The 12,681-nt window shown below is 50.3% G+C and carries 10 protein-coding genes; 5 read left to right on the top strand and 5 right to left on the bottom strand.

Annotated elements, in window-relative coordinates; all coding sequences use genetic code 11:
* Positions 1–182: 182 nt before the first annotated feature.
* The 4 genes from PsAD13_RS02440 to mutM form a co-directional block, all read right to left on the bottom strand.
* On the bottom strand, positions 183–827 hold the full coding sequence (locus PsAD13_RS02440) for a GntR family transcriptional regulator (protein WP_057463095.1): 645 nt from the start codon (positions 825–827) through the stop codon (positions 183–185).
* Between the two features lie 163 nt (positions 828–990).
* Complete coding sequence (gene gndA / locus PsAD13_RS02445; protein ID WP_063317189.1) at positions 991–2,418, bottom strand: NADP-dependent phosphogluconate dehydrogenase; 1,428 nt, start codon at positions 2,416–2,418, stop codon at positions 991–993.
* Between the two features lie 201 nt (positions 2,419–2,619).
* The gene (locus PsAD13_RS02450; protein WP_063294320.1) at positions 2,620–3,564 is read right to left on the bottom strand and encodes an L-lactate dehydrogenase; all 945 of its coding nucleotides are present in this window, start codon (positions 3,562–3,564) and stop codon (positions 2,620–2,622) included.
* Positions 3,565–3,687: 123 nt separating this feature from the next.
* Positions 3,688–4,590, bottom strand: coding sequence for a bifunctional DNA-formamidopyrimidine glycosylase/DNA-(apurinic or apyrimidinic site) lyase (gene mutM, locus PsAD13_RS02455; protein ID WP_063317190.1), 903 nt, complete (start codon positions 4,588–4,590; stop codon positions 3,688–3,690).
* 108 nt (positions 4,591–4,698) lie between these two features.
* Between mutM and ubiE the strand changes: the two genes are divergently transcribed.
* From ubiE to PsAD13_RS02470, 3 genes are all read left to right on the top strand, one after another.
* Positions 4,699–5,502 (top strand): bifunctional demethylmenaquinone methyltransferase/2-methoxy-6-polyprenyl-1,4-benzoquinol methylase UbiE, encoded by an 804-nt coding sequence (ubiE, locus tag PsAD13_RS02460; RefSeq protein WP_057463091.1) that lies wholly within the window; start codon positions 4,699–4,701, stop codon positions 5,500–5,502.
* Between the two features lie 6 nt (positions 5,503–5,508).
* Positions 5,509–7,092 (top strand): 2-polyprenylphenol 6-hydroxylase, encoded by a 1,584-nt coding sequence (ubiB, locus tag PsAD13_RS02465; RefSeq protein WP_057463090.1) that lies wholly within the window; start codon positions 5,509–5,511, stop codon positions 7,090–7,092.
* Positions 7,093–7,391: 299 nt separating this feature from the next.
* A complete protein-coding gene (locus PsAD13_RS02470) occupies positions 7,392–8,054 on the top strand; it encodes a helix-turn-helix domain-containing protein (protein WP_057463089.1) in 663 nt (220 codons plus the stop codon).
* Between the two features lie 8 nt (positions 8,055–8,062).
* Here PsAD13_RS02470 and PsAD13_RS02475 read toward each other — a convergent pair whose 3' ends face one another.
* A complete protein-coding gene (locus tag PsAD13_RS02475) occupies positions 8,063–8,683 on the bottom strand; it encodes an alpha-ketoglutarate-dependent dioxygenase AlkB (protein ID WP_063317191.1) in 621 nt (206 codons plus the stop codon).
* 136 nt (positions 8,684–8,819) lie between these two features.
* On the opposite strand from PsAD13_RS02475, the gene PsAD13_RS02480 reads away from it, so the two are divergent.
* Together PsAD13_RS02480 and dnaK are read left to right on the top strand one after the other, a co-directional pair.
* On the top strand, positions 8,820–10,313 hold the full coding sequence (locus PsAD13_RS02480; protein ID WP_063286335.1) for an FMN-binding glutamate synthase family protein: 1,494 nt from the start codon (positions 8,820–8,822) through the stop codon (positions 10,311–10,313).
* 292 nt (positions 10,314–10,605) lie between these two features.
* The gene (gene dnaK, locus PsAD13_RS02485) at positions 10,606–12,522 is read left to right on the top strand and encodes a molecular chaperone DnaK (RefSeq protein WP_057463251.1); all 1,917 of its coding nucleotides are present in this window, start codon (positions 10,606–10,608) and stop codon (positions 12,520–12,522) included.
* The last annotated feature ends 159 nt before the right edge of the window (positions 12,523–12,681 follow it).

Below are 12,681 nucleotides of genomic sequence, written 5' to 3' on the forward strand. Positions count from 1 at the left end.
TCTGCAAATATGCTGTTCATATGAACGTCTACTATGTTCATATGAAACTTATGTGATATCTCAGGCTAATAAAAGCGAAGCTTGTTTTGGCTGGTTTTCTAGGTACTTATACCGACTCATTTAAACAAAAAGCGCGCCCTGTTAGCAGAATGCGCTCCAAATCACCCAGATTTTTACAAGACTCAGGTGAGTTGAGTGAAGAATTTTAGGCGAGCCTTATGGGCTTCTGCTATGTGGTGACGTGCAGCTTTGTCAGCACGGTCACAATCCCGCTTGGAAATTGCATCCACAATCTCAGCATGTTCTTCAATCGCAAGACGACGACGGTCATCATCCGTCAGGGTCGTGCCCGCAAGCAGCAGCAAAGATAGGCGCATATGATCAATTTGCTCAACCAGATAGCGGTTGTGGGAAGCGAGGTAGAAGCGGCGATGGAACTCGCGGTTGGTCTTGATCAGGCGCTCCGCATCCGCAAGGTTTTGCATGTCGGATTCGACCATTTCCTGCAGAATTTCGATCTCAGCGCTCGAGGCGTGCTGCGCAGCTAGACGACCAGCAGTTCCTTCCAGCACTTCGCGCAGATAGTACAGTTCGCTGATCTGGTTGTGGTCCAGGCTAGGAATGACCATGCCGCGGTTCGGTTCATGAACAGCAAGCCCTTGCGCCTCAAGGCGCTTCAGGCCTTCCCGGATAGGTGTGCGGCTGACACCGAATTTCTCTGCCAGTTCAGCTTCTCTCAAGCGACTGCCGGGTTTCAGCTCACGGCTCTCAATCGCTTTAATGAGACGGCGGTAAATCTCAGCTCCATTGGGTGAATTGGCAGTCACATCTTATTCCCGGGATTAGTAAAGGCTTAGTTTGTAGCTTCTACATGCCAGCCTTCTTAAGGACGGGCAGGGCCACATAGGGGTCCTGCCAGTTTCTGTATCAAATTTCAATCAGGCATAGCACAGCCTAGTTAATAACTAGCATGCCTAAGTTGTATCTGGCTTACGCGCCACCAGCAGGCCAAGGGCCATGGTAGCCGGAACCTTCTTTGTCCGTACGTTCAAAGCCATGCTGACCAAAGAAGTCCCGCTGACCTTGAATCACATAGGCAGCAGTCCGCTTCTGACGGATCATGTCAAACGAACCAAGCGCTGCTGAAAGAGCAGGCGTAGGCACGCCGTTGGTGATGCTCAGGCTCAGCATATCGCGCAGACCAGGAACAGCATCTTTCATACGTTCAGCAATAGCAGGAGCCAGGTAGAGAGATTTCAGGTCAGGATTTGCATCATATGCCTGCGCAATCTCATCCAGGAATCGTGAGCGGATAATACAGCCCTGACGCCAGATGCGAGCGATGTCACCCATTGGCAGATCCCAGCCGTTTTCCTTGCCGCCAGCAGCCAGCACAGCAAAGCCTTCAGCGTAGGCTGCAATTTTGCCGGCAATCAGAGCACGTTCACAGGCATCAATGCCTTCCTGCTTGAGTTCCCAAGTCAGCACTGCATCAGACTGCGGATATAGTTCTGCAACTTCCTGACGGAGTGCGCGACTTGCAGACATGCAGCGAGCTGCAACAGCTGCATCAATACCAGTTGCGGGAACACCAAGCAGATGCGCTTCGACAGCAGACCAGCGACCAGTGCCTTTTTGACCAGCAGTATCCAGAATAACATCCAGAATTGGCTTGCCGCTCTCTTCATCAATCACACCCATAACGTTTGCGGTGATCTCAATGAGGTAAGACGCCAGCGGGCCTTCATTCCACTTGGAGAAGATCTCGGCTTGCTCCTGAATGCTCAGGTGAAGAGTCTCGGTGAGAACTTCGTGCACTTCAGCAATCATCTGCATGTCAGCGTATTCAATACCGTTGTGCAAAGTCTTCACAAAGTGGCCAGCGCCTTCAGGACCCATCAAAGCAACACAAGGTTCATCATTGTGCTTTGCTGAGATCGCTTTCAGGATAGGCTCGATACGCCCGTAAGCGGCTTCAGAAGCACCAACCATGATGGATGGGCCAAAGCGAGCGCCTTCCGCACCACCAGAAACGCCCATACCAACAAAGGTGAATGGCGTGTCGGCCAATTCTTTGTAGCGGCGATTACTGTCGTGGAAGTCGCTGTTGCCTGCATCAATCAGAATGTCACCGTCTTTCAGATGGTCTTTCAGAACAGAAATCTGCTGATCAACTGGCTCGCCTGCGGGAACCATCAAAATGATAGGACGAGGGGCTTTGATGTTCGCTACCAGCTCTTCTGTGCTGTAGCAGGGAATAAACATGTCTTTGAGGTGTCCAGCCTTCTCCATGAAAGCTTGGGTTCCCTCTGCAGTACGGTTGAACACCGCTACTTTATAGCCATTGTCTGCGATATTAAGAGCCAGATTGGCTCCCATGACGCCTAGTCCAACAAGGCCGATATCCGCCTGTGTCATCAATACTCTCCGCGCTGCAAGTGGTGCACAGACGCGCGCAACAAACCTAATCCAATAGCTAACTTGGCGATTGTATGCGCTTGTGCATCAGAAACTAGGTCTGTGGCATAGGTGAAAAACAGGTTTTTGCCAAGGTGAGAATAAGAAAATTCCGCAAAAGCCTAATAAAACTGCCGAAATAAAGCTATTGCGGGATCAGCACTATTTCAGGTGTTTGGAAAGCACTTCTTTTGCCGCTGTTTCCAAAGCCACTGCGGACGCTTGCAGCTGACTGCGTTCCAACTCATCCATACTAGGGAAGAGGGTAGCTTCAATACCATCAGCACCCAGCACTCGCGGCACTGAAAGAGCTGTATCCCTCACCCCAACAATCTCTTCATTGACGATGGAAAGGCTGATGACAGCATGTTCATTTGTCACAATAGCCTTCACAATGCGGGAGAGCCCTGCGCCAATGCCATAGTTGGTTGCACCCTTGCCTTCGATGATCGAATAGGCAGCGTAACGAACACCATGGTCAATACGGTCACGAACATCTTGAGTGATTGGCTTGTTGATCTGCTCGGCAAAGGTAAACAACGGCGTGTTGCCTGCCTTCGCGCCAGACCAGACAAGCACTTCACTGTCACCGTGCTCACCAAGCACATCTGCATGTACAGAGGTTGGCGTGATGCCCAGATGTTTACCCAATAAAGTACGGAAGCGTGCAGTATCCAGAATTGTACCTGAGCCGATAACGCGATTGCGCGGCAGACCAGAAATCTCGGTCGCAACCTGAGTCATGATATCAACCGGATTGGTTGCGATGATCAGGATCGCATTTGGTGCATATTTCAGCACCTCAGGAATGACTTTTGCAAACACACCAGCATTGCGTGCCAACAGCTCAATCCGGGTCTCTCCCGGTTGCTGGTTGACACCAGCTGCAATCACGACGACTGCTGCATCCTTCAAGTCACTGTAATCGCCACCAATAACACTCATCGGGCGCGCAAATGGGGTCGCGTGAAGAATATCTTCTGCTTGGGCAATAGCGAGTTTCGGATTGTAATCGACGAGCACAATTTCGTTGCCCACACCGTTCATGGCCATGGCGTAGGCTGCAGTACTTCCAACAGCGCCAACACCAACTACACCGATTTTCATAGGGCCATCCTTTTCTCGCCGTTTGCAGGGCATCCTGCTGGCTTTTATAATATTATGCCTGTCTCCTAGACAGTTGCTCTAGGGAATGCAATTCCCTCAAGCGTGACATATCAGCTCGCATGCTTACTTCTGGCATTTCGGACAAAAGAATGTTGAGCGCCCATTCTGGACCTTCCGCTCAATGACGCCAGCACACTTGGGAGTTCGGCAAGCTTCTCCCTCACGATCATAGACAGAGAAGTTGTGCTGGAAATATCCGAGAGAACCATCCGCTTGTCGGTGATCCTTCAGGGACGAACCGCCGGATTTTATCGCTTCCTGCAAGACTTCCCGAATGTGATTGGAAAGTTCATCAGCCTTTTTAAGCGGCTTGCCGGATTTGCCTGCAAGTGTGGATGCGCTGTTGAAAGGACTTAACCCCGTTCTCCAGAGTGCTTCACACACATAAATGTTACCCAGTCCTGCGATGAACTTCTGATTGAGCAAAGCTGCTTTGAGAGAGGTTTTCCGGTTCTCAAACAGCTTGGCTAGGTAAGCTCCATCCAGCTCATTGCCAAGTGGTTCGATCCCCATATCGACAAACATCGGGTGTGTCGCCAGCTCGCTGCGAGGGATGAGCACCATAAATCCAAAGCGCCGCGGATCATTATAAATGATCTTTACGATCGTCTCCTGATCAGCTGGGCGAACATGGAAGACGACATGGTCATGCTGAGGATGCTTGCCTTTTGCATGATATATTTCAACGGCTTGTGTTGGTTCTCGATCATCAGTTTCGATCCAGCGGAACGAGCCTGACATGCCAAGGTGCATCACCAAAACATCACCACTGTCCAGATCAAGCAGTAGATATTTCGCACGGCGGCTGAAGGAAACAACTCTGCGATTTTCCAGACGGTCTATGAAATCATCGCCAAAAGGAAAACGAAGATCAGGTCGGCGTTGTTCAACTCTGCAAATTGTTGCATTGTCAAAAAAAGTTGCTAGTCCGCGACGGACTGTTTCAACCTCCGGTAATTCAGGCATAAGATATCCGTTGGTACAGTGGTTTGCTGCTGGGCAAAGATTACGTTCAACAATAGCGCTTTGTAACAAGCTGTACTATGTTCGCCCGCGAAATGGAGTGATTTGATTATGGCGCGTGAGTTCTCAACCCCTGAGCAGGCATCCGTAACAGACCCGACTGAAATGGCAACTAGCTTCGGGTTTCGCACAGTTCGCGAAGGTGAAAAGCAGGATCTGGTGGATGATGTTTTCCACAAAGTGGCGTCTCGCTATGACCTGATGAACGACCTCATGTCTGGTGGAATGCATCGTCTCTGGAAAGATGCGATGGTGTCCAGCATGAACCCACCAAAGAATGGCGCCCGTGAATGGCGACATCTGGACGTGGCTGGTGGGACTGGAGACATCGCAACCCGCGTTGTTGAGCGTTCTAACCGGACAATCAAATCAACCGTCTGCGATATCAACGGATCGATGCTGGGTGTTGGCAAAGACCGTGCGAGCGCTGCTGGCCTTTCAGAAAACATCGAGTTCATTCAGGGGAACGCAGAAGAGCTGCCTTTCCCGGACAAGCACTTCGATGCCTACACCATCGCATTCGGTATCCGTAACGTCCCACAAATCGAAAAAGCACTGCAAGAGGCTCACCGTGTACTTAAACGCGGCGGTCGCTTCATGTGCCTTGAGTTCTCTCAGGTAGACGTGCCAGCACTTGATAAGGTCTATGATCTGTTTTCCTTCCACGCCATTCCAAAAATCGGACAGGCGGTGACAGGTGACGGAGACCCATACAGCTATCTTGTAGAATCTATCCGCAAGTTTCCAAATCAGGAACGTTTTGCGCAGATGATACGTGATGCAGGTTTTGAGCGTGTCACCTATCGAAACTACACCGGCGGTATCGCTGCACTTCACTCCGGCTGGAAAATCTAACCAGTTATGATCGCAAATATTGTGCCATTTATGCGTCTGGTTTTCGCGGGTTATGTTATGGCCCGCGAAGGTGTGTTCGGACTCGTTTCTCTGCCAGATCTCCCTCCCGGACCGCGCTTGGCTATTGGCGTCGCACGTATGCTTGAGCGTCGTGGCATTGAGAAAAAAGATGCTGCAGCACGCCTGACAGATGCGCTGAACCGCCTTGGTCCCTCCTACATTAAGTTGGGGCAGTTTCTTGCGACACGCCCGGATGTGGTTGGTAAGGAAGCGGCAAAGGAACTATCTGCACTTCAGGACAATGTTCCGCCATTTCTGACGCAGTACGCACGCAAAACAGTCGAAGAACAGCTCGGCAAAACAGTCGAAGATCACTTTGAAGAGTTTGGTGAACCAGTCGCCGCTGCGTCGATTGCACAAGTACACCCTGCGTACTTCCGAAACCGCGATGGCGAACTGGAAAAAGTAGCTGTTAAAGTGCTGCGCCCCGGTGTCGAGCGCGGGTTTAAGCGCGACTTGAAGAGCTTTTACCTTGCAGCGCGGCTTGCTGAACGCTTCAGTCCGGCAAGCCGCCGCCTTCGTCCGCTTATGATGGTTGAGACCTATGAGCACGCTGTCATTTTGGAAATGGACCTGCGTATGGAAGCCGCAGCTCTTTCTGAAATGGGTGAAAACAGCAAGGACGACAAAGATTTTCGCGTTCCCAGTGTGGACTGGCCCCGCACCTCTCGTTCCGTACTCACCATGGAATGGATTGACGGTGTAAAGCTTTCCAATCTGGAAGGTATCGAAGAAGCTGGCCATGACCTGGCTGAACTAGGCAATAAAGTGATCCAGACTTTCTTGCGCCATGCCGTACGTGACGGTTTTTTCCACGCGGACATGCATCAGGGCAATCTCTTCATTGAACCGGATGGAACTCTGGTAGCAGTCGATTTAGGGATCACAGGGCGTTTGGGGCTGTCTGAGCGCCGCTTCCTGGCAGAAATTCTCTATGGCTTCATAACTCGCAATTACCTGCGAGTTGCCGAAGTTCATTTTGAAGCTGGGTATGTGCCTGCAGATCAGGACGTGAATATATTCGCGCAAGCAATTCGGGCGATTGGTGAGCCGATCCATGGGCATGATGCCAGTGAAATCTCAATGGCGCGTTTGCTGACACAGTTGTTTGAAGTGACTGAGATGTTCAACATGCACACTCAGCCTCAGTTGATCTTGCTACAGAAAAACATGGTTCTGGCAGAAGGTGTCGCCCGCTCGCTGAACCCGCATCTGGATATGTGGAACACGGCTGATCCTGTTGTAACCGGTTGGATTCAGAGAAACCTTGGCCCTATGGGACGCATCACAGACCTAGCAACAGGCGTGACTGTTTTGGGTCGTCTGGCAAGTGATTTGCCGATTATTGCTGACCGTGCGAGCAAGTTTTCCAATCAACTGGAGTCGATGGCAAACAACGGCCTGAGATTCGATGAGGCAACCGCAGATGCGATTGGCAGATCGGAAGCGAAGCATAGCCGGTCTGGACGTGTCGCACTTTGGGTCATTGCAATCGCTCTTTCAGCAATTGCTTACGGCATCCACCTCTAAGACATTCTGAGTTGAAACTATGAAAAGCGGGAGTTGTTACGCTCCCGGTTTTTATTGGTTAGCCGGCTATATGTGAAAAATCTAGAAATAATTGGATCATACTAAGTTACTGCATAAATTTATCTAAGTTTTATATAGTCATTGCAATTGATGATATGAATTGTAGGCGGGTTGTTGCTCAATAAAACGTGCTAAAAGCAAGATAGCTTAAGAGAAGTATTTGAGATTTCTAAGGGTCTACTCAAAACCTTTAGAGAGTTCTCAAAACAATTGTAAACTATCTTCCTGGAGGTGCCGCTGTGCCAGACAGTTCTGAACTGGGGACCCGTGAACGGTTACTTGATGCCGCAGAACGCTTGCTCGCTGAACATGGTCTTGCGGAAACTTCTGTAAGAATGATCACCGAAAAAGCCGATGCCAATGTTGCTGCAGTCAACTATCACTTTGGCAGCAAAGATGATCTCGTCAGGGCAGTCTTTATGCGCCGCCTTCGCGAAATTGACGATATGCGCATGCAGCGTCTGGATGCGCTGGAAGTTGGCGGGCGCGAACCCGATCTAGAAGAGATAACCCGAGCATTTATGGAGCCCTTGATTGTACAAGGGATCTCAAGAGACACCGGAAAGCTGGTGCCGTTTGTTGTTCTCATTCGTCAGGTCTTCTCTGATCCAGAGTCCGGCCAGAAGATCATGCACTCATGGGAGCCACCGAGGATTATCCTTCGCATCACAAAGGCTCTGGCAAAAGCCACGAAGAGTGACATCCCAACAGGACCTCGTGCTCAGTTGTTGATGATGCTCATGCACAGCGCAACGTTAGAGGCGCTTTACGTTGTGACCGGAGCTTCCAAAGGCCCTTACGATGAAGAAATGGATCAGGACGAGATAGTCGAAGGCACTATTCGTTTCGTGTCCAGCGGCATTCGTGCCTTCTTTATGGCTGGTGCGCTCGAAGAGGCCTGATGCTCTAGCTAAAATGGCGAGATGCGGCGGAGAGTCAGATTTAATCTGCCTCCGTCCTTAAGGAGGCTTGAGCTCCCACCCTGGATACGGTCAATGCCGTGGTAGCACAGTCGCGCTTCTCCTCCGAGTACAACAACGTCTCCTGAATTAAGCTTGAGTGATTGCGTCGGGCCCCCGCGCTTCACACCGCCGAGCCGGAAAATTGCTGTGTCTCCGAGGCTGACCGAAACAACAGGAGCTTCAAACGTTTTTTCATCTCGGTCTTGATGCAGGCCCATTTTTGCTGTTGCAGCATAATAATTCACGAGGCAGGCTTCTGGCGCTGCTGGGCAGTCGCCAACCTTGTTCCAAAGATCCTGCAGGACCTCAGGGATAACAGGCCAGGGCTGACCAGTCTCAGGATGTTGAGATTGGTAGCGATAACCACTCCTGTCAGACACCCAACCCAATGTTCCAAGATTGGTCATCCGAACAGAAAATGGCTTTCCTGTTCGTGGCATCACGGGAGTGAACAATGGAGCTTCTTTGACGAGATATCTGAGTGTATCGACAAGTTCCTTTTGCTCTTCCGAAGAGAAATATTCGGGCAGGTATTTGAAACCTTTAGGAAAGTCATCGCTCAATCGCATCTCGATATCTCTTTTAAGCCGGGCATATCTGCTGAAAAGACCGCTTATAAAAACGGAAAACTTGGAGAGATTTGCCGAAAGTGAATTTAACCCATATTCCTCAAAATAGTGGTTTCCCGGTTAAGGAGAACCACAAATGCACCTTCTACCTCCACTGCTTTCGGCTGTACTAAATATTTTTGCAGCATTTGTTTCACTCCTAATTCTGCTCGCGGTCATTGTAGCCATCGTTCTTTATGTAGTTGATCGACGCCAACACAAAGACGCGATTCGGCATAATTACCCTGTTGTGGGCCGCTTCCGATCACTCTTCGCGTATTTAGGTGAATTCTTTCGCCAGTACTTCTTTGCAATGGATAGAGAGGAAATGCCGTTCAACCGTGCCGAACGAACTTGGATAGATCGCGCATCCAAGGCTGAAGGCAACACAATGGCATTCGGGTCCACAAAAAACCTCAACTTGCCGGGAACAGCGCTGTTTGTGAATGCTCCTTTTGCAAAACTGGAGAAGGAGATCGACGAACCAGAACCGCTTCTCATTGGTCCATATGTCGAAAATCCATATGTGCCACCCAGTTATTTTAATATCTCCGGCATGAGTTACGGTGCAATTTCCCGTCCTGCGGTTCTCGCCCTCTCGCGAGGTGCAAAGATGGCAAAGTGCTGGATGAACACCGGAGAAGGCGGCTTGTCTCCCTACCATTTAGAAGGTGGCGCCGACATCGTCTTTCAAATCGGAACGGCAAAAAATGGTTGTCGGAATGATGACTCCACGCTCAATGAAGACAAGCTGAAAAAAATAACGGACAACGCTCAGGTCAAGATGGTCGAGATCAAACTCGCTCAAGGCGCCAAACCTGGGAAGGGCGGCCTCTTGCCTGGTGGAAAGGTGACACCTGAGATCGCAGAAATTCGGGGGCTCAAAGTCGGGCAACCCTCGCATGCCCCAAATCGTCACCCTGAAATCAGCAATACAGGTGAGCTTTTAGACTTCATCAGTCGCGTTCGCAGCATTGCCAAGAAGCCAGTTGGATTCAAGACCGTGATTGGATCAAGCCTTTGGGTGGAAGAGCTTTGTCGTGAAATCAATCACCGTGGAATCGAGCATGCACCTGATTTTATCACCATCGATTCGGCAGATGGAGGTACTGGTGCAGCGCCAATGCCCCTCATGGACAACGTAGGCCTAAGGATCTCAGAGGCCCTTCCAATCGTGGACCATGTCCTGCGAAAGCATGATCTGCGTGATCGTATTCGTATCATTGTTTCTGGAAAGCGAATTACGCCCTCAGCCGTTGCTTTGTCACTGTGTGAAGGTGCCGATTTTACGGTTACAGCTCGCGGTTTCATGTTCGCGTTGGGCTGCATTCAGGCTATGCGATGCAACAAGAACACATGCCCAACGGGTATCACCACGCACAATGAAGCGCTTCAGGCCGGCCTTGATCCAACAGAGAAGAGCCACCGTGTTGCTGCCTATTGCCATAGTGTGCGGATGGAAGTCGATATGATTGCCCATGCATGCGGCGTCGACGCGGCAAGGCAGCTTTCACGGGAGCACGTGCGCATCGTCCAGGAAAGTGGGCACTCTGTCTCTCTTGAAGAGCTCTATCCACAAACACCCTCTTAGAAATGGGGGTAACGTAGAAAACCGGGATGCAATAGAGGTGTTTTCTGTGGTTTTCCAAAGAAAAGTTCATTTTCTTAACTCAGAAAATGGCTTCGGGTAGATCTTGTGTCGATATATCGGGTCCTGTCCCTTGCAGGGGCAAGGGACCCCTCTTATATAGCCAATTGAAGTTTTCTTGCGTGTTTGCGACAACTCACGCAAGTGCAATGTATTGGGGACCGGTCGGATGTTGATCCGACATTATCCGAAGGCCTTTGGGGTTCGGGCGGTCTGCCGAAAGGAGAGTGAAAACATGGCAAAGGTCATCGGTATCGACCTCGGCACGACAAATTCGTGCGTATCTGTAATGGACGGCAAGGACGCCAAAGTAATTGAGAACGCAGAAGGTGCGCGTACTACCCCTTCTATGGTTGCGTTTTCTGACGATGGTGAGAAGCTTGTAGGTCAGCCAGCGAAACGCCAGGCTGTAACCAACCCAACAGACACCTTGTTTGCTGTTAAGCGTCTCATCGGTCGCCGTTTTGATGATCCGACCGTTGCAAAAGACAAAAAGCTCGTCCCATACGAAATCGTAAAAGCCGACAACGGCGACGCATGGGTTGAAGCTGAGGGTGAGAAGTACTCCCCATCCCAGGTTTCTGCTTTCATCCTGCAGAAGATGAAAGAAACCGCTGAAAGTTTCCTTGGTGAAAACGTCACCCAGGCAGTTATCACCGTTCCTGCATACTTCAACGATGCTCAGCGTCAGGCAACCAAAGATGCCGGTAAGATCGCTGGCCTTGAAGTTCTGCGTATCATCAACGAACCAACTGCAGCTGCCCTTGCATACGGCATGGACAAAAACGATGGTAAGACCATCGCAGTTTACGATCTTGGTGGTGGTACTTTCGACGTTTCCGTATTGGAAATCGGCGATGGCGTATTTGAAGTGAAGTCCACCAACGGTGACACCTTCCTCGGTGGTGAAGACTTTGACATGCGTCTGGTTGACTACCTTGCGGGTGAGTTCAAAAAAGAGCAGGGCATCGATCTTAAGAACGACAAGCTCGCATTGCAGCGCTTGAAAGAAGCTGCTGAAAAAGCAAAGATCGAGCTGTCCTCTTCTTCTCAGACTGAAATCAACCTGCCGTTCATCACAGCAGATGCTTCTGGTCCTAAGCACCTTACACTTAAACTGACCCGCGCTAAGTTTGAGCAACTCGTTGACGATCTGGTTCAGCGTACTGTTGCTCCAATGAAAGCGGCTCTTAAAGACGCAGGCCTTGCAGCTGGTGAACTCGATGAGGTTGTTCTCGTCGGTGGCATGACTCGCATGCCTAAGGTTCAGGAAATTGTTAAGCAGTTCTTCGGCAAAGAACCTCATAAGGGCGTAAACCCTGATGAAGTTGTTGCAATGGGCGCGGCAATTCAGGCTGGCGTTCTGCAAGGTGATGTTAAAGACGTTCTGCTTCTCGATGTTACTCCACTGTCCCTCGGCATCGAAACCCTTGGTGGCGTGTTCACACGTCTGATCGATCGCAACACCACAATCCCTACCAAGAAGGGCCAGGTGTTCTCTACAGCTGAAGACAATCAGACTGCAGTGACCATCCGTGTCTTCCAGGGCGAGCGTGAAATGGCTGCGGACAACAAGATCCTCGGTCAGTTCGATCTGGTTGGCATCCCACCAGCACCTCGCGGCGTCCCACAGGTTGAAGTAGCCTTTGATATTGATGCCAACGGTATCGTGAACGTGTCTGCAACCGATAAAGGCACAGGTAAAGAGCAACAGATCCGTATTCAGGCATCTGGTGGTCTGTCCGACGCTGACATTGAGCAGATGGTGAAAGACGCAGAATCTCACGCTGAAGACGATAAGAAGCGTAAGGATCTGGTTGAAGCCAAAAACCAGGGTGAAGCACTTCACCATTCAACAGAGAAATCCGTCAAAGAGTACGGCGATAAGGTTTCAGACGAAGACAAGTCTGCAATCGAAGGCGCTTTGGCTGCATTGAAGGTGTCTCTGGAAGGTGAAGATCTGGAAGATATCACTGCGAAAACCCAGTCTCTTGCAGAAGTTTCCATGAAACTTGGCGAAGCTATGTACAAGGACGCTCAGGCAGAAGAAGCCGGAGAGGGTGCTGAAGACGATGGTGAACCAAAGCCAGTTGACGATGTGGTTGACGCAGACTTCGAAGAAGTTCGCGACGACGACAAAAAGTCCAGCTAACTAATACTTTTACCTCGCAAGCTCCTATGGGCTTGCGAGGTAAACTTTATTCAAGTATTTCCCGACTGTATGGAAGATTTTAGTCGAAGAGAACCTTTTGGGTGCAATTGCATTTGAGAGAGCTGCTTCCTACATATGGGTAGTTGGTAATGTGTGCGC

Origin of the sequence: Pseudovibrio sp. Ad13 (genome assembly GCF_001623225.1) — a bacterium.
Lineage (GTDB): Bacteria > Pseudomonadota > Alphaproteobacteria > Rhizobiales > Stappiaceae > Pseudovibrio.